The organism is Plantactinospora sp. KLBMP9567 (assembly GCF_033446045.1).
Classification (GTDB): domain Bacteria; phylum Actinomycetota; class Actinomycetes; order Mycobacteriales; family Micromonosporaceae; genus Plantactinospora.
Map to the genome: position 1 here is coordinate 239,639 of NZ_JAWQRR010000006.1, position 17,466 is coordinate 257,104.

Consider the following 17,466-nt stretch of genomic DNA (forward strand, 5'->3'; position numbering starts at 1 on the left):
CCGCACAACGGCGCGCGTTGGGCTGGACAAAAGGCGACGGCAGCCGAGAGGATTCCCCCGCACGTCGGCACTCGTGCCGGACAAAAGGAGATTCTTCGGTGTCCACCTTCAGTGACCAGGAGAGCAACGACCCGGGCGCGACCCTCTGGCGGGACGGACGCCCGGTCTACGACCGGGACGGCACCGTCTGCGTGATCGGCGCCGGGGCCAGCGGCCTCACCGCGATAAAGAACCTGAAGGAGTACGGCTTCGGCGTCGACTGCTACGAACGGGAGACCGGGGTCGGCGGGGCCTGGAACTGGCGGCACGACCGCAGCCCGGTCTACGCCAGCACCCACCTCATCTCGTCCCGCCCGCTGACCGAATATCCCGACTTCCCGATGCCGGACGGCTGGCCGGACTATCCGCACCACAGCCAGCTACTGTCCTATCTGGAGCACTACGCCGACCACTTCGACCTGCGGCCGCACATCTGGTTCGGCACCGAGGTCGTCCGGGTCGAGCCGGCCGACGGGGACCGGTGGGACGTCACCACCCGCAGCACCGGCGGCTACGGAGCCGAGCGCACCTCCCGGTACGCCGCCGTGGTGGTGGCCAACGGGCACAACTGGGCACCGAAGATGCCGGCGTACGAGGGGCTGGACGAGTTCCGGGGCAAGGTGATCCACGCGTCGGCGTACAAGGACGCCACCCAGGTACGCGGCAAGCGGGTACTGGTGGTCGGGGCCGGCAACACCGGCTGCGACATCGCGGTCGAGGCCGGCCAGCAGGCGGCCAAGTGCTGGCACTCCACCCGGCGCGGCTACTGGTACGCCCCGAAGTACGCCTTCGGCCGCCCGGCCGACCAGGTCAACGACTCACTGGCGCCATACCGGCTGCCGCTGCGGCTGCGGCAGTGGCTGTTCCACCGGGTGCTGAAGCTGACCGTCGGCGACCTCACCCGGTTCGGGCTGCCCCGCCCCGACCACCGGGTCTTCGAGACCCATCCGATCGTCAACAGCCACCTCGTCTACCAGCTCGGGCACGGCTCGATCACGCCCGTGCCGGACGTCGGCCGGTTCCGCCGCAACAGCGTGACCCTGGTCGACGGGCAGGAGATCGAGCCGGACCTGGTGGTCTTCGCCACCGGTTACCTGCCGCGCTTCGAGTTCCTGGCGCCCGAGCTGCTCGGCACGGACGCGTCGGGCCGACCCTCCCTCTATCTCAACGCCTTCCCCCGGCGGCATCCGACGCTGGCCGTGGCCGGCCTGCTCCAGCCGGACTCCGGCCTGCTGCCGCTGGTGCACTGGCAGGCGGTGGTGATCGCCCGCTGGCTCCGGCTGCGCGAGACCGCGCCGGAACGGGCCCGCTCCTTCGCCGCCCGGGTCGACGCCGAGGCCGGCACCCGGTGGCACTCCGCCAAGGTGAAGGAGAGCACCCGGCACTGGTTCGAGATCGGGCACATCGACTATCTGCGCGTGTTGCAGCGCACCCTGGACGAACTGGAGGTGGCGGCGTGAAGACCCGGGTCGTACGGGTGCGGGACTGGACCCGTCCGGTGCCGGCGGTGTTCCGGGAGGTACGCGCCGCCACGCCGGAGGCGCCGGAGGGCAAGCCGCCGCTGCTCTTCGTACCCGGGTTCGGGCACGGGGCCTGGGCGTTCGCCGAGCACTGGCTCGAACACGCCGCGTCGAGGGCGTTCCCGGCGCACGCGGTCAGCCTGCGCGGGCACGGCGGCAGCGGCCCGGCGCCGAAGGCGACGCTGCGGGCGTACGCGCACGACGTGGTCCAGGTGGCCACCAGCCTGGAGCGGCAGGCGGTGCTGGTCGGGCACGGTGCCGGCGCGCTCGTGGTGGCACACGCGCTGGCCCGCTACCCGGCCCGGGCCGGCGTGCTGATCGCGCCGGTCTTCGGCGGCTGGGGCACGCTGGGTGCCGCGCTGCGCCGCAACCTCGCCGGTACGCTGCCGGCGGTCTTCGGCGGCCGGCTGCGGCTGCACCACCGTCAGTTGTTCAGCCGCGAGCTGCCGGACGCGGCGGCCCGGGAATACGCCGCGCGACTCGGCCGGGCCTCGGCCCGGGCACAGTGGCAGTTGCTCCGGCAGCGACCGGTCGAGCCGGCGGTGGGCAGGCCGCCGATGCTGGTGGTCGGCAGCCCGGACGACCGGGTGGTGCCGCCGTCGGCGCTGACCCGGGCGGCCGGCCGGTACGGTGTCGCTCCGTTGCTCTTTCCCGGCATGGGGCACGACATGATGCTGGACGCCCGGTGGCGGGAGCCGATCGACGCGATCCTCGACTGGCTCGACAAAGACCCCGCCGGCTGAACCCCACCGCCGCGCGGCTGACCCGCACATGATCCGGGAGCGTTGAGCTCGCCATGGCGGGCCGAACGCTCCCGGATCATCATCGCCGGTCAGGTGGGGGTGAGCCGTTGGACGAGGTGCCCGGTCTGGTCGAGCGCGGTCAGATAGGAGCGGGCCCAGGCCTGGATGTCGTTCACCCGGAGCTGCTCGCGCATCGCGCTCATCCGGGCGGTCAGGTCGGCCGGGATGGCCTGGAGCGCGTGCATCAGGGTCAGCTTGAGACCCTCCAGGTCGTGCGGGTTGACCAGGAACGCCTCCGGGAACTCCGCAGCGGCACCGGCGAACTCGCTGAGCAGCAGCGCACCGCCGTTGTCGACCCGGGCCGCGACATATTCCTTGGCGACCAGGTTCATCCCGTCCCGCAGCGGGGTCACCGCCATGATGTCGGCGGCCCGGTAGAGCGCGGCGAGTTCCGCCCGGTCGAACGGCTGGGTGAGGTAGTGGATCGCCGGCTCACCGACCCGGCCGAACTCGCCGTTGATCCGGCCGACCTCGCGCTCGACCCGATCCCGGAGGATCTGGTACTGCTCGACCCGCTCCCGGCTCGGCACCGCGACCTGCACCATCACGGTGTCCCGCACCTTGACGTGCCCGGTGGCGAGCAACTCGCTGTAGGCCTTCAACCGCTGCTCGATGCCCTTGGTGTAGTCCATCCGGTCGACGCTGAGCAGCATGTGCTGGGGATCTCCGAGGTCCCGCCGGATCCGGGCGGCCCGGGCGACCACGTCCGGGCGGCCGGCCAGCGCCTCCATCTCGGCCATGTCGATGGAGACCGGGAACGCGCCGATCCGCACCACCCGGTCGTCCACGGCGATCCGCCGGTCGGTGGCGGCCAACCCCAGCACCTTCGTGGCGAGCTGGGCGAAGTTGTGCGCCGCCTGCGGGCGCTGGAAGCCGACCAGGTCGGCGCCGAGCATCCCGAGCAGCAGTTCGGCGCGGCGGGGAAGCTGCATGAACAGCTCCGGCGGCGGGAACGGCACGTGCATGAAGAAGCCGATCCGCAGGTCGGGGCGGATCGCCCGGAGCAGGCCGGGTACGAGTTGCAGGTGGTAGTCCTGCACCCAGACCACGGCGCCCGGCTCGGCGGCCTCCGCGGCGGCCTCGGCGAACCGCTGGTTGACCCGCTGGTACGCCTCCCACCAGCGGCGGTGGTAGACCGGCTGCTCCACCGCGTCGTGGTAGAGCGGCCAGAGCGTCGAGTTCGCGAAGCCCTCGTAGTGGTCCCGTACGTCGTTGGCGGCGAGTGCCACCGTGTGCATGCGTACGCCGTCGATGTCGGCGAGCAGGGGGGCGGGACCGGTACCGCCGGCCCAGCCCACCCAGGTCGCCGGGGTGTGTTGGAGCAGGGGGTGCAATGCGCTGACCAGCCCACCAGGGCTGCGGCGCCATTCACAGGCGCCGTCCGGCGCCACGCTGTCGTCGACGGGCAGCCGGTTGGCCACCACCACGAGGGAACTCTGTCGCAATCGGGCACCTCGTTCCGGGCGAGGCGACCACCGCGAATAGGAGCGATCGGGGTAGTCGTGAGGGGAAGGTAACTTACAGCAGTATTCCTACTGACGGGAAATTACGCGAGTGTTACGCCTCGCCTCCACGGGGTGATGAATCTCGCGATCTGGACGGCAGGGCTCAGACCACCGCTCCGTCGTCGGGGTCGTCGTCCTCCTCGTTGCCGGGCCGGAGCCGCCAGATCAGCGTCACGAAACCGGTGAGGATGCCGGCGAAGCCGAGCATGGTGACCAGGCCCCGGTCGATCGGGAGCAGGTGCGGGAAGAGGAAGAGCGCGAAGCCGGCGACGATGGCCAGCACCCCGACGACCGCGTATTTCGAGAGCCGGGGCAGCGGCGGCGGTGGCGGCGGGACGTAGCGTTCCTCCGGGTCGTCCGGCAGGTCAGCGCCGAAGGTGTCCAGCCCGTCCAGCAGCGAGGGGTCGTCGGCCCGGCCGCCGACCGAGATCCCGGAGATGTCGGTGGCGGACGGCAGCCGGCGTACGCCCGGATCGGCCGGCCCCGGCAGGTCGGCTCCCGGGCGGGTGGTCGTCGTCCCGGCGGCCCGGTCGGTCGGCTCGCCGACCGCGAGGTCCTCGGCGGCCGGCCAGGACCGGCCCTCCGCCGCGACCTCGGTGTGGTAGCCGGCGACGATCCGGGCCCACTCCGCCTCCACGTCCGGGTCAGGGTCGGGGCGGGGTGCCGGGGGCTGGCCCGGCGGGTCCTCGTCGGCGAGTTGGGTCAGGTAGTCCCGGGCGGTGGCCAGGAAACTGCGGTCGACATAGAGCCGGTCCACCGGGCGGGGCGGCACGGTGGTGGTCCGGGTCACCGGATTGAGGTCGGCCGAGGGTTGCAGGTAGGCGGCGATGCCGCCCGCCGCCAGCACGTCGAGCAGGTGCTCGCCCAGCCGCGGGTCCACGTCGCCGGCGACGGCGTATTCCGTCGCCTCCAGCCCGTTGTCCCGCCGTCCCCGGCGGGCGCCACCCGCTGACACCCCGACACCCTCCCTACCGGCCCGTGGCGCGCGCGGCCGTGTTGCCGACCGCCGCTGCGCCGCATGTGCCGTGCAATGAATCGTGACACGGCGGGCACGGGTTGCGGGAGTGCGTTGTGGCGCGGCGTACCCGCTTCGTAGGCTTCTTGCCGACAGTTCCCGCCCGCGGCCATCGACGCCCGGCTCGACGCGTACCCGTGTCGGTGCCCGGTCGGCGGCCGACGTGGGGACGCGCGGGACTCTCGGGAAGGACACTGGTGCTGTACGGGCTGATGAAGTACCTCATCCTCGGGCCCTGGCTGAAGCTGATCTTTCGGCCACAGGTCGAGGGGAGGGAGAACGTACCCGACTCCGGTCCGGCGATCATCGCCAGCAACCACCTGTCGTTCTCCGATTCGATCTTCATGCCGCTGATGGTCAAGCGAAAAGTGACGTTCGTGGCGAAGGCCGAATACTTCACCGGCAAGGGGCTGAAGGGCCGGCTGGTGAAGATGTTCTTCGTGGGTACCGGCACCATCCCGGTGGACCGCACCGGCGGGCGGGCCGCGCAGGCCGCGCTGGACACCCAGCTCAAGGTGCTGCGGGCCGGCAACCTCGCCGGGATCTACCCGGAGGGCACCCGCTCGCCGGACGGTCGGCTCTATCGCGGCAAGACCGGGGTGGCCCGGCTCGCGCTGGACAGCGGTGCCCCGGTCGTCCCGGTGGTGATGCTCAACGCCGACGAGATCCAGCCGCCCGGGAAGCTGCTGCCGAAGATCAAGCGGGTGAAAATCAGGTTCGGCCGTCCGCTCGACTTCTCCCGCTACGCCGGGATGTCCGGCGACCGGTTCGTCGAGCGGGCGATCACCGACGAGATCATGTACGAGCTGATGGAACTCTCCGGCCGGGAGTACGTCGACATCTACGCTCAGAAGATCAAGAACCAGCAGCTCAAGGCGACGGCCGGCGCGGTGGCCGCGGAGTCGCCCACCGACTCGCTGGCCGCCTGAGCCCGATCCGGGGCAGCGGCGGCCGGCAGCTCAGGAGGCGAGCATCGGGGTGCTGGCGCTCTGGGCCGGTGGACCGTGGCCGACCCGGAGCAGGCCGGGCACCCGGTTGCGCAGCGCGAAGGCGCGTACCTCGGCCAGCGCCACCTCGGCGGCCGAGTCGTCACCGGCCAGCGCCAGCTCACCGGCGGCGAGCGCCAGCCCGAGCATCCGGTCGGTGAGGTCCGGGATCCGCGCGTAGCTCTCGGCCGCCGCGATGTAGAGCTGCCCGGCCCGGGCATGGTCACCGTCCGCGCCGGCCAGTGCGGCTGTCACGGTACGCACCGCCGCCTCCACCCAGAGCGTGGAGTGGGTGACCGCGTCCAGCATCTCCCGGACGCGTACCGCCGAGTCCCGGCCGGTGAGCGCGGCGGCGTACGAGGCGGCTGGAATCCACTCCCCGCTGGCCAGGGCCGGCACGGTCGCCCACGACTCGGCCAGCTCGTCGAGCAGCTCCGCCGCCTGCCCGGTACGCCCCTGTAGGGCCCGGCACAGCGCGCCCAGGCCCAGCATGTTCCAGTGCAACCGGTGGAAGCCGCTGCGCCCGGCGGTCTCCAGCGCGTCCGTCACGTCGTCCGGGGCGGCCACCCCGGGACGGCCGGCGGGCGTCCCGCCCGGCACCGGCTCGTCGCGCAGCACCCGCAGGTACGCCCGCATTCCGCGGACCTGCATGTCCCAGCGACCGGCCGGGGTGTCCACGAAACCGTCGGCGACGGTCAGCAGCCGCCCGACGTCACCCTCGTAGTACGCGCGCACCGCCTCCGCCGAGCCGCCGGTCGACAGCGCCTCGGCCTCGGCCAGCGCCGGGCAGGACGCGACCAGTTCGTCGGCGCGGATCCAGTCGCCCTCCTCCCGCATCACGTGCGATAGGTTGCGCACCACCCGGGGCAGCACGACGAGCTGGTGGTCCTGGCAGAACCGCAGGATGGTGTGCAGCTCGTCGAGCCCGGCCCGGTCGCCGGACTGGTAACGGGCGGTCGCCACGGTGATCCGGGCGTCGGTCTGGGTCTCGACCAGGCCGAGCCGCTCGGCGATGTCGGCCGCCGCGCCCGCCGCGGCCACCGCAGGGTCGCGTTCGTAGTTGAGCATGTGCAGCCGGCCCAGCTCGGCGTAGGCGTCCGCCTTCTGCGCGGTGTCCGGCAGCGCGTCGAACAGCTCGACGGCCCGGTCCAGACAGGACAGTGCCTCGGCCCGGTCGGCCCGCAGCCAGGCGGCCTTGCCGAGCAGCGTCCAGGCCCGGGCGGCCCCGCCGGGTTCGTCGTACGCGAAGAGCCGGTCCGCGAGGGCGTGCAGTTGGTCGGTGCCGCCGCCGGCCAGGAAGGCGGTGCCGTCCCGGAAGTAGGAGATCTCGGTGAGCAGCAGCTCCAGTTGCAGCCGGCCGACCGGGTCGCTGTCGTCGGCCAGCCCGAGCGCCCGGCCGGCGTGGCTGGCCGCCGCGTCCAGCGCGTGCAGCGCGTACGCCCGGCGGGCCGCCCGGTGCAGCGCCTCCCGGGCCGGCGGAGCGTACCGCTCGGTGTCCACCCCGAGGGTGTGCGCGATCTCGTGCGCCGCCCAGCGGTGGTGGGCCAGCACCTCGGCCAGGTCGGTGTCCCGGCCCCGCGACATGCCGTCCAGCCAGTCCGCCGTCCGGTCGTGCCGGGCGACCCGCTCGGTCCGGGGCAGCCGCTGATAGCAGACGTCCCGGACCAGCACGTGCCGGAACCGGAACTCCGGCTGGCCGGCCATCGCCGAGGTGGCCTGCTCGTGCACGAAGTCCCGCTGCTCCAGCCGGCGCAGCGCCCGCTCCACCGACTCGACCGGCTGGCCGAGCGCCGCCGCGACCGCGCCCGGCCAGAACTGCATGCCGACCACCGAGGCGGCCAGCAGCACCATCCGGTCGGGACCGTCCAGCAGGTCCACCCGGTTGGCGATCACCGAGTGCACGCTGTCCGGCATCGCCAGGTCGTGCTGCTTCTCCAGCGACCAGCCCCGGCCGGACTGGCGCAGCGCGCCCTGTTCGATGAGCATCCGGACGTACTCGTGTGCGTAGAGCGGGTTGCCGTCGGCGACCTCGACCAGCGGGCTGAGCGTGTCGGTCGAGAAGGCCGCCTGGCCGAAGATGTGCCCGTAGAGCGAGGCGATGCCGGTGTCCCGCAACGGCGGCAGGGTCACACTCATCGAGCCGGTTATGGTGCCGGCCCAGCTCGGCTCCCGGTTGACCAGCTCGGGGCGGGCGGTGCAGAGCAGCAGCAGCGGCACGTTCTGCGCGTACGCCCCGAGCAGCTCGACGAAGTTCAGCATCGCCTCGTCGGCCCAGTGCAGGTCCTCGAAGACGAGTACGGTCGGCTGGCGGGCGGCGAGCGCGACCAGGAACCGCCGCCAGGCCGACTCGGACTCCTCGGCCGGCAGCGTCGGCCCCGGCAGCCCGACCACCGGGCGCAGCGCGTCCATCAACCGGTCCGCCGGCCCCTGACCGACCAGCTCGACCAGCGCCGACTCCAGCCGGCGGGTGGCGACCGGCGCCGGATCGGTGTCCAGGATTCCCGCCTCGGCCTTGACGATGTCGGCCAGTGCGGCGAACGTGACGTTCTCGCCGAACGGCCGGCAGCGGCCGACCCGCCAGGTCAACGGCTCGTCGGTCAACCGCTCGGTGTGCCGGAACAACTCCCGCACCAGCCGGCTCTTGCCGATGCCGGCGTGCCCGAGCACCGTCACCATCTGCGGCAGACGGTCCCGAATGGACCGGTGCAGCGCGTTGACCAGCAGCCCCAGCTCGTGCTCCCGGTCGATCAGCGGGGTGGTGTCCGGCTCCTGGTCCGGTGGCTGCCGGTCCACCGGAGCCACCGCCAACCACACCTCGGTCGGCGAGGAGCGCCCCCGCAGAGTCACCGGCGCCTGCTCGGAGTAGCGGATTGCGTCCCGGGTCAGTGCGTAGGTGGTGCCGCAGACCAGTACGCCGCCCGGCGGCGCCACCGACTGCATCCGGGACGCCGTGTTCACCACGTCACCGGCCACGATGGCCTGACCGCCGTCCCGGGCGGCGGCCACGTCCACCAGCGCCTCACCGGTCGCCACCCCCACCCGGAACCGCAGGTGGTCGGCGCCGGTCGGGGTGAACCGGGTCAGCACCCGCTGCAACTCCAGACCCGCGCGTACGCAGCGCAGCGGGTCGGTCTCGGTCGCCACCGGCGCCCCGAACAGCGCCATCACGGCGTCGCCGATGTACTTCTCCACCACCCCGCCGTACTGGCCGATGACCCGGCGGGCCGCCGAGAAGAAGGCGGTCTGCATGCCCCGGACCAGTTCCGGATCGGCCCGCTCGACGTACGGGGTGAAGTCGATGAGGTCGACGAAGAGCACGCTGACCCGCCGCCGGTCCTCCTGCGACATCGGGGCTGGCCGGCCGGGCTGGGTGGGCCGGGGCTTGCCGCAGGCGGTGCAGAACGCGGCATCGGCGGCGAGTGGCTGGTCACACTGCGGACAGGTTGGGGTCAGCTCGGTGCCGCAGCCGCCGCAGTAACGGTCGCCGGCGGCGGCGATCCGGCCGCATCTGGTGCAGGTAGCGGAGATGCCGTCCTCCTACGTGTCGAAGGGACGTGCTGGCCACCTCCGGTGCTGCCGCCCGGCCGTGGCCGCCGGCCGGAGGCTCCGGCGAGCCGCTGGCGGTCGCGCGCGGGAGTTCGCCACCGCCGAGTATCAGCGTCCGGCCCGGTGTCGGGAACCGGGCTGTTAGCTAGCGGACAGTCCCACCCATAGTGATCCAAGATACAGTCATTGGCGCCTACCGATCGACGATTATCAGGGAGATGGGCAATGGTGTACGTCCGACTGGAAAAGGAATGGACCGACGGTGACGGCGTCGGCCACTCCTCGGGGGACATGATCGACGTGGACGCCGCCACCCTGGCGAAGCTCCAGGCCGCCGGGATCGTCGGCGGAGAGAATCCCGACTGGCCGGGGGCGACCCGCAGTGGCAGCCGGGACACGACCAACTGGCCCGGGGCGACCTGATCGGCGCGGAGCCCAGCACCTTACCGGGCGTTCCGGAAACCGTTGTCGGTCTCCGGAACGCCCGCCGTCGCTTTCCGGTCCGGAACGCCGGCCGTTGCTCTCGTCCGGAACGCCGGCCGCTCCCGCCGGCCGGACACCGAACGTTTCAACTGGACAGCGCGGCGTTCGGCCACCCGACCGATACCCGCGGCCGCGTCGGACCGCCAGGGGAGGCCGGAAAGCTTCACCGCCCGGGGAGGTCGGGAGGGCTCACCGCCAGGGGCGGCCGGGAGGGTTCACTGTCGACGGTGCGCGGCGACGACGGTGCTGCCGGTGGCTGCCGGGGCTTGCCCGGTGCCGTCGGCCGGCGGCCGGGTCAGCGCTCGGCCATGCCGGCGCGGCGGCGCAGTGCCGCGACGTCGGTCACCACGATCCGCCGCCCCTCGGTACGCAGCCAGCCCCGGCTGGCGAACGACCCGATGGCCTGGTTGACGCTCTGCCGCGAGCCGCCGGCCATCTCGGCGAGCTGGCTCTGGTTGAGCTCGATGGTGATCATGGGAGCCTGGCTCTCGCCGGCCAGCCGGACCAGCGTCTTGGCGACCCGACCCGGCAGGTCGAGGAAGACGTGGTCGGCGTTCTGCTCGGTCAGCCGGCGGATCAGCCCGCCCAGCGACCGCATCACCGCGTCGAGGATGCGCGGGTTGGAGTGCACCAGCTCCATGAACGCGCCACGGGACAGCGCCAGGGCGGTGCAGTCCTCGATGGCCTCGGCGGACGCCGACCGGGTGGAGGCGTCCAGCAGGGACACCTCGCCGAGTACGTCCGGCGGGCGGATGACGTTGAGCACCGCGCGCTCGCCGGTCGGTGCGGTGCGGAACACCGCGACCGCTCCCCGACGCAGCACGATCAGGGACTCGCCGGGATCGTTCTCGACGAACAGCAGTTGTCCCTTGCGGTAGGTGCGGGGCACCGCCGCGGCGATCACCCGTTGGCGCACCTCGGGCTCCAGGCCGGCGAACATGTCGACGCCGGTGAGGGCGTCGCCCGGCTCAGGCAGGCGAACCTCCACGGCTCAACCCCTCCCCGGTAAATATCCCAGTTTTGCTCTCGGCCGACCCGCAACCGACCGGAGAAGCAAGGTGAAACTGATACCGGTAGGGTCCGGTAGCGGTACACATCAGATCATGACGGTCGTGTCGCTTGCTGTACACCCCTCAAATCACTTCTGTGACAGTTCTGCCGCTGACCAGCGGGCATTCTGACGTCAGATCCGCTACTGGGTGGGGACCGTACGGGGGCGTGGCGGATACGTGGGGGCGGGGGAGCCGCGACCGGCCGGAGGGCGAGCCAGTCCCGCTGGGCGGCCGCGGCGGACCCGGGTGCCGACCGGCGTGGGGGCGCCGGCCGGGCCGGCAGGGAGGGCGTGGTGATCCGCCGACACCTCGGGATCACCACGCCGACCCGCCCCGTCTGGTAGCCCCGCCGGGCGCGTCGGCGCCGAATGGTGGAAATCCACCCCCGATTCCCGTACGGCGGGACGGATGGGCGAGGATGGCGGCGATGGTCTACCGCTATTTCTACGACTGCGAGTTCATCGAGGACGGCCGGCTCGTCGACCTCGTGTCAATCGGTGTCGTCGACGAGTACGGTCGCGAGTTCTACGCGGTCTCCACCGAGTTCGACGACTCCCGGGCGGTGCCGTGGGTACGCCGGCACGTCCTGGACAAGCTGCCCTCGCCCGGCGACGGGGCGTGGCGTTCCCGGGAGCGGATCCGGGACGATCTCTACGAGTTCCTGATCGAGCCGGTCCGGGACCGGCCGGGGGAGAAGCTGGAGCTCTGGGCCTGGTACGCGGCGTACGACCACGTGGCGCTCGCCCAGCTCTGGGGAGCCATGCCGGCACTGCCCCGGGAGATCCCCCGGTTCACCAAGGAGCTGCGCCAGCGCTGGGAGGACCGGGGTAGCCCGCCGCTGCCGGACGCCGCGTCCGACCGGCACGACGCGCTGGTCGACGCCCGGCACAACCTCGCCCGCTGGCAGGCGATGCACGCCCGGCCGGCGCGGTCCTGAACCGGCTCGTGATCGTCCCGCGACGAACCGGCTGAACGAGGCTCGTGATCATCCGTACCGGACCGGGCGGCTCGGCGGATGATCATGGTTATCGCTCCGTCCGCTCCTCCCGAGGCGACGTACCGAGCGGGCGAGCACTCCGTTCACCCCGAAGACATCATCGGTTCAGCCACGCCGACGCTGACCGGGGCGCGGTGGTCCGGGCCCAGGCGGGCGACTACAGTGCGCAATGACGGCCCGCCCCGGGCCGGCAACGACGCCGACGGTCTGACCTGACTTTCACCCTGGGGCTTGACGGGCTCACTCGAAGCTCCTGGAGGAGAAGCAGATCATGCGTATCGGCGTGCTCACCGGTGGTGGTGACTGCCCGGGTCTGAACGCGGTGATCCGAGCGGTGGTGCGTAAGGGCGTCGCCAGCTACGACCACGAATTCGTCGGGTTCCGTGACGGTTGGCGCGGCCCCCTGGAGGGGCTGACCAAGCCGCTCGGCATCGCGGAGGTGCGGGGCATCCTGCCGCGCGGTGGCACCATCCTCGGCTCCTCCCGGACCAACCCCTTCAAGATCGAGGGCGGGGTCGAGCAGATCAAGACCAACCTGGCGCAGCAGGGCGTGGACGCGCTGGTGGCGATCGGCGGCGAGGACACCCTCGGCGTCGCCACCAAGCTGCACGAGCTCGGCGTCCAGGTGGTCGGCGTGCCGAAGACGATCGACAACGACCTGGGGGCCACCGACTACACCTTCGGGTTCGACACCGCGGTGAACATCGCGATGGAGGCGATCGACCGGCTGCACACCACCGCCGAGAGCCACCACCGCACCCTGGTCGTCGAGGTGATGGGCCGGCACGCCGGCTGGATCGCCCTGCACGCCGGTCTGGCCGGTGGCGCGAACGTGATCCTGCTGCCCGAGCGGCAGTTCGACGTCGACCAGGTCGCGACCTACGTCGAGAAGCGCTTCCAGAAGCAGTACGCCCCGATCGTGGTGGTCGCCGAGGGCGCCCAGCCGCTCGACGGTCAGATGGTGCTGCACAACCAGGAACTGGACGCCTTCGGGCACGTCCGGCTCGGCGGCATCGGGCAGTGGCTCGCCGAGCAGTTGGAGGCGAAGACCGGCAAGGAGGCCCGGACGGTCGTACTCGGGCACATCCAGCGCGGCGGCACCCCGACCGCGTTCGACCGGGTGCTCGCGACCCGGCTGGGCCTGCAGGCGATCGACGCCGTCAACGAGGGCGACTGGGGCAAGATGGTCGCCATGCAGGGCACCGACATCGTCCGGGTTCCACTGGCCGAGGCGACCCGGGAGCTGAAGACCGTGCCGCTGGACCGCTACACCGAGGCCGAGGTCTTCTTCGGTAGCTGACGACTCGTGGTGGTGGGGTGGCCGCCGCACCCGGCCCGGGGAGGCCGGGCTCGATCTCTCCGCCGGCTGCGGCCGGCCACCCCCAGCCCGAGTGGCCGCCTGCCCGCGATGGCCTGACGGCTGCCCGCGATGGCCTGACGGCTGCCCGCGATGGCCTGACGGCTGCCCGCGATGGCTTGACGGCTTCCACCTGAGGAGGAGCGATGGCGCCGGGAGCGCACACCGTTGCCGTGATCGGCACCGGCAAGATCGGTGAACTGATGCTCTCCGGGCTGCTCCGGGCGGGCTGGCCGGTCGACCGGCTGCTGGCGACCACCCGGCGGCAGAGCCGCGCCGAGGAGATCGCCACCCGGTACGGCGTACGGGTGGTGGACAACCCGACGGCGGTCGCCGAGGCGGACGTCCTCGCGGTGTCGGTCAAGCCGCAGGACGCCGACGCGCTGCTCGACGAGATCGGCCCGAAGGTGCCGGCCGACAAGCTCGTCGTGTCGCTCTGCGCGGGGCTGCCGACGAACTTCTTCGCCCGGCGGCTGCCCGAGGGCACCCCGGTGATCCGGGTGATGACCAACACACCCGCCCTGGTCGACCAGGCGATGACGGCGATCTCCGCCGGGGTGCACGCCACCGCCGCGCACCTGGCACTCGCCGAGGAGATGTTCCGGCCGCTGGGCGCGACCATCCGGGTGCCGGAATCCCAGCAGGACGCGGTGACCGCGCTCTCCGGCTCCGGCCCGGCCTACTTCTACCTGCTGGTCGAGGCGATGATCGACGCCGGGATCCTGCTCGGGCTGCCCCGCCAGGTGGCGCACGAGCTGATCGTGCAGACCGCCATCGGCTCGGCGGTGATGCTGCGCGACTCCGGCGAGCACCCGGTGAAGCTGCGCGAGGCGGTCACCTCGCCGGCCGGTACCACCATTTCGGCGATCCGGGAGCTGGAGAACCACGGCGTACGCGCGGCGCTGCTGGCCGCGCTGGAGGCGGCCCGGGACCGGGCGCGGGAGATCGCGGCGCAGAACGACTGAGCCGTACGTCCGGTCCGATCCGGGTCCGGGTGCCCCATACTGTGCGCGTGTTCACCCTTGCCCAGGCACGTCACCTGATCGCGACACTGCGCCCACGGATCGACGAGCTGATTGTGCTCCGCGCCGACCTGGCCGAGATGCGGGCCGACCTGACCGACCGGGGAACGAGCCCGCTCGGCGGGCTGGCCGAGGTCAAGGGGCTGGAGGCGCGGATCTTCGGCATCCTGGAGGAGCTGACCGGGCACGACATCCAGGTCAAGGGCTTCGCCCCGGTACTGCTCGACTTTCCCGGCGAGCGGGACCGCCGGCCGGTGCTCTGGTGCTGGCTGGAGGGGGACAGCGACCTGAGGTGGTACCACCGGGTGGAGTGCGGCTTCTCGGGGCGGCGCCCGATCTGACCCCCCACCGGCCTCAGCCGGCGGTCGTGGCCCGGACTCGGCCGGCGGTCGTAGGGCGGGTCAGCCGGCGGCCGACCCGGGGATCACCACCGGCGCTTCGGCGACGGCGAAGACCACCAGGTTGTCCCGGTAGTGCCGGCTGGGCCGGTCGAAGGCGCCGCCACAGGTGATCAGCCGCAGTTCCGGGCCGGGGGTGGGTCCGTAGACGGCGTAGGTCGGAAACGCCTCCTTGGCGTGCCGGCTGGTCCCGGTCACCCGGAACGGGATCCACCGGTCGCCGCGCCGCACCTCGACCCGGTCGCCCGGGCGCAGCTCGGAGAGCCGGGCGAAGACCGCCGGTCCGGTGGTCGAGTCGACGTGCCCGGCCAGCACCGCCGGCCCGACGTCCCCGGGTGCGGTGCCGGCGGCGTACCAGCCGGCCTCGGCGAAGTCGCGGGGGGTGCCGAGCCGGCCGGACCGGTCCAGCCGGAGCCGGGTCAGGGCGGCGTCGACCCGGATCCGCGGGATGCGTACCCGGGTCGGTGCTCCGCTGGGTGCCCGGCGGGTGGCGCCGGCCGGGGTGCCGGGGCAGCCGTCCGGGCAGCCCGGCCCCCCGGCCGGCCCCGGCAGTGCGACCGTCCCGGGCGGCAGGACCGATCCCGGCGGTTCGACCGGCCCCGGCGGTGCGACCGGCCCCGGCAGCTCGACCGGTCCCGGCAGCGCCGTCGGGCGCGGTGCCGGCGCGTCGGCGGTCAGCGCGACGCCGAGGCTCGCCCCGAGGACCGCGCAGAGCAGCAGGTTGACGCCGCCGGGCACGGCCCGGGCCGCCGTCACGGGTGCCGGCGGCGCCGCAGCGCGGACCTGGCGGCCGCCGCGACGACGACCACGCCGAGCGCGCCGACCGAGGCCAGCCCGAGCGGGTACGCCGGATCGTCCGGCCCGGCCGTGCCACCGGCCCCGGTGTCCACCCCGCCGTTCGGCACCACCACTCCGCCGCGCGCGTCGACGCGCAGTTCGGTGGTCAACCCGCCCGCCTTCGCGTCCAGCACCAGCAGCGAGTAGACCGTCCCGTCCCGCAGCGACACGTCGGCCGTGGTCGCCTTCGCTCCGGTCGCCGACAGCCGCAGCGTCGACCGCCCCGGCTCGACCTGGTGGTACGGCGTGGTGGTGGCGAAGGGTACGGCGTCGGCGATGCTCGGCCCGTCGGCCACCGCGACGTCGATCACGGGTGCCCGTACCGACGCCTGCACCACCCGTACCTTGGCCCGGCCCTCGGCGGGTGCCCTCAGGTCGTCGTCGAGCACCTTCAGGCCGAGTTCGGCGTACCGGCCGACCCCGGCGACCGTGTACGCCTCGCCGGACTTCACCGAGACGGCGGTGGTGAGTACCGGCGCGTCGCTGGCCGGCGCGCCGGCCCGGCGCATCGCGACGGCGTACGGCCCGGTCGGCAGCGGCAGGTACGGCGACAGCACGCCGTACCCGACCGCCTTGAACACCTGCGGTTCGGTCGAGCTGCTGGCCGGGCCGAGGTAGACGTCGACGGCGGGCGTGTCCGGCGACAGGTGGGCCAGCCGGACGTATCCGACGGTGGCAGTGGCGCAGGCCGGACTGGCGGCCGCGGTGGACAGGCCGAGGCCGAGGCCGAGGGCGGCGGCCGCCGCGACGATCCGCCGCACGGTCTGGACAGGTCGATCGAGGTGCTCCATCACGCCTCCTGGGATGTGGCCGGCAGGTTATCGGCCCGGCGGCCCGGAATGTCGCACCCACGGTCCGTCCGGCCGGCGGTGGTCGCGAGTGGATGTTCGGCGGGGCCGGGCGCGCCGGGGACAGGGTCCCGAGCACCCGGGGGAGGAGCAAGCCTGCCACACTAAGTGACCCAATCGTTACGCAACGCCAAGGCGACCGTCCGGGCCTGGTCGGACCGGGTCAATGCCCCGGACGGGTGAGCTGCCGTTCGGCGAGGCGGCGGCGGAGCAGCGCCGCGCCGAGCCGGTAGCCGAACGACGCATAGCCGAGGCCGCCGGCCAGGGCGGCGACGGCGGCCAGTTCGGGATACCCGGTCGGCACCTCGCCGCTGCCGACCGGAGACCCGGCGAGGGCGCCCCAGCCGATGGCGACGTGGCCGCTGATCGGCAACGCCGCCAGCAACAGCCCGAACACCAGGGCCGGCGGGCGCGGGGCGGAGAGGCTGACCGCGCCGCCGACCACGATCGACGCCAGCCCCCAGAGCACCAGTACGGCGAAGAGCCTCGACCAGGTGCCGACCAGCGCGCCCAGCCCCACCCCGACCGCGGCGAGCAGCGGAAACATCGCGAGCCCGACGGCGATGGTCAGGCGTACCCCGGAATCGGCCAGCAGGTCGGGGTCGAAGGAGAGCCCGGCCGCCTCGACCCGGGCCCGGCTCGGCGGCGTGCCGAGGCCGGAGGCGGCCAGCGGGATACTCACCGCCGCGTTGAGCAGGGCCAGTAGCAGACCCGCACCGACGGCCACGGTCAGCTTGCCGGGCAGTACCCGCCGAGGGTCGGGCACCGGACCGGCAAGTCGGGCCGGCGCGTAGTCGGCCAGCACCAGCGCGGCACCGAGCAGCAGCGCCAGCAGGTGCCCGACCAGGAACCCGGAGGTGGCGGTCTGCACACCGTCGGTGTGGTAGCGGGCCAGGAGCTGGTCGTCGCCCTGCGGGTCGTAGTTGACCCAGAAGTCGTGGTAGCCCGCGTTGACCGGCATCAGCAGCACGGCGGCGGCGACCAGCAGCACCGGACCGCACCACAGCACGGGGCTGTGCACCAGAACCCGGCACTCCCGGCCGACCGACGCTCGCATC

The 17,466-nt window shown here is 72.8% G+C and carries 15 protein-coding genes; 8 read left to right on the forward strand and 7 right to left on the reverse strand.

What is annotated here, in order from left to right; genetic code table 11:
• The first annotated feature begins 98 nt into the window (after nucleotides 1–98).
• Together R6Y94_RS03895 and R6Y94_RS03900 are read left to right on the forward strand one after the other, a co-directional pair.
• Complete coding sequence (locus R6Y94_RS03895; RefSeq protein WP_318394351.1) at nucleotides 99–1,499, forward strand: flavin-containing monooxygenase; 1,401 nt, start codon at nucleotides 99–101, stop codon at nucleotides 1,497–1,499.
• Nucleotides 1,496–2,302 (forward strand): alpha/beta hydrolase, encoded by an 807-nt coding sequence (locus tag R6Y94_RS03900; RefSeq protein WP_318394352.1) that lies wholly within the window; start codon nucleotides 1,496–1,498, stop codon nucleotides 2,300–2,302. The genes R6Y94_RS03895 and R6Y94_RS03900 overlap by 4 nt, the downstream gene beginning before the upstream one ends.
• Nucleotides 2,303–2,391: 89 nt before the next feature.
• Here R6Y94_RS03900 and R6Y94_RS03905 read toward each other — a convergent pair whose 3' ends face one another.
• Together R6Y94_RS03905 and R6Y94_RS03910 are read right to left on the reverse strand one after the other, a co-directional pair.
• On the reverse strand, nucleotides 2,392–3,807 hold the full coding sequence (locus R6Y94_RS03905) for a trehalose-6-phosphate synthase (RefSeq protein WP_318394353.1): 1,416 nt from the start codon (nucleotides 3,805–3,807) through the stop codon (nucleotides 2,392–2,394).
• 163 nt (nucleotides 3,808–3,970) lie between these two features.
• A complete protein-coding gene (locus tag R6Y94_RS03910; RefSeq protein WP_318394354.1) occupies nucleotides 3,971–4,822 on the reverse strand; it encodes a DUF308 domain-containing protein in 852 nt (283 codons plus the stop codon).
• 257 nt (nucleotides 4,823–5,079) lie between these two features.
• Here R6Y94_RS03910 and R6Y94_RS03915 point away from each other — a divergent pair, with 257 nt between their 5' ends.
• Nucleotides 5,080–5,811 carry a lysophospholipid acyltransferase family protein gene (locus R6Y94_RS03915; RefSeq protein ID WP_318394355.1) on the forward strand — a complete coding sequence of 244 codons (732 nt, stop codon included), beginning with the start codon at nucleotides 5,080–5,082 and terminating at the stop codon, nucleotides 5,809–5,811.
• A gap of 30 nt (nucleotides 5,812–5,841) precedes the next feature.
• Here the strand turns inward: R6Y94_RS03915 and R6Y94_RS03920 are convergent, their stop codons facing one another.
• Complete coding sequence (locus R6Y94_RS03920; RefSeq protein WP_318394604.1) at nucleotides 5,842–9,396, reverse strand: adenylate/guanylate cyclase domain-containing protein; 3,555 nt, start codon at nucleotides 9,394–9,396, stop codon at nucleotides 5,842–5,844.
• Between the two features lie 243 nt (nucleotides 9,397–9,639).
• Between R6Y94_RS03920 and R6Y94_RS03925 the strand changes: the two genes are divergently transcribed.
• Nucleotides 9,640–9,837, forward strand: coding sequence for a hypothetical protein (locus R6Y94_RS03925; protein WP_318394356.1), 198 nt, complete (start codon nucleotides 9,640–9,642; stop codon nucleotides 9,835–9,837).
• 355 nt (nucleotides 9,838–10,192) lie between these two features.
• Here R6Y94_RS03925 and R6Y94_RS03930 read toward each other — a convergent pair whose 3' ends face one another.
• Nucleotides 10,193–10,885, reverse strand: coding sequence for a Crp/Fnr family transcriptional regulator (locus R6Y94_RS03930; RefSeq protein ID WP_101367233.1), 693 nt, complete (start codon nucleotides 10,883–10,885; stop codon nucleotides 10,193–10,195).
• A 491-nt stretch (nucleotides 10,886–11,376) separates the two neighbouring features.
• On the opposite strand from R6Y94_RS03930, the gene R6Y94_RS03935 reads away from it, so the two are divergent.
• The 4 genes from R6Y94_RS03935 (at nucleotide 11,377) to R6Y94_RS03950 (ending at nucleotide 14,666) form a co-directional block, all read left to right on the forward strand.
• Nucleotides 11,377–11,886: a polyadenylate-specific 3'-exoribonuclease AS gene (locus R6Y94_RS03935; RefSeq protein WP_318394605.1), complete on the forward strand. Its 510-nt coding sequence runs from the start codon at nucleotides 11,377–11,379 to the stop codon at nucleotides 11,884–11,886.
• Nucleotides 11,887–12,217: 331 nt separating this feature from the next.
• A complete protein-coding gene (locus R6Y94_RS03940; protein WP_318394357.1) occupies nucleotides 12,218–13,246 on the forward strand; it encodes a 6-phosphofructokinase in 1,029 nt (342 codons plus the stop codon).
• Between the two features lie 203 nt (nucleotides 13,247–13,449).
• The gene (gene proC / locus R6Y94_RS03945; protein ID WP_318394358.1) at nucleotides 13,450–14,268 is read left to right on the forward strand and encodes a pyrroline-5-carboxylate reductase; all 819 of its coding nucleotides are present in this window, start codon (nucleotides 13,450–13,452) and stop codon (nucleotides 14,266–14,268) included.
• A gap of 47 nt (nucleotides 14,269–14,315) precedes the next feature.
• On the forward strand, nucleotides 14,316–14,666 hold the full coding sequence (locus R6Y94_RS03950) for a DUF2203 domain-containing protein (RefSeq protein ID WP_318394359.1): 351 nt from the start codon (nucleotides 14,316–14,318) through the stop codon (nucleotides 14,664–14,666).
• A gap of 60 nt (nucleotides 14,667–14,726) precedes the next feature.
• Here the strand turns inward: R6Y94_RS03950 and R6Y94_RS03955 are convergent, their stop codons facing one another.
• The 3 genes from R6Y94_RS03955 to R6Y94_RS03965 form a co-directional block, all read right to left on the reverse strand.
• Nucleotides 14,727–15,479 carry a class F sortase gene (locus R6Y94_RS03955; protein ID WP_318394360.1) on the reverse strand — a complete coding sequence of 251 codons (753 nt, stop codon included), beginning with the start codon at nucleotides 15,477–15,479 and terminating at the stop codon, nucleotides 14,727–14,729.
• Complete coding sequence (locus R6Y94_RS03960; RefSeq protein ID WP_318394361.1) at nucleotides 15,476–16,351, reverse strand: DUF4397 domain-containing protein; 876 nt, start codon at nucleotides 16,349–16,351, stop codon at nucleotides 15,476–15,478. The genes R6Y94_RS03955 and R6Y94_RS03960 overlap by 4 nt, the downstream gene beginning before the upstream one ends.
• Nucleotides 16,352–16,571: 220 nt before the next feature.
• Complete coding sequence (locus R6Y94_RS03965) at nucleotides 16,572–17,465, reverse strand: hypothetical protein (RefSeq protein ID WP_318394362.1); 894 nt, start codon at nucleotides 17,463–17,465, stop codon at nucleotides 16,572–16,574.
• Nucleotide 17,466: the final 1 nt, after the last annotated feature.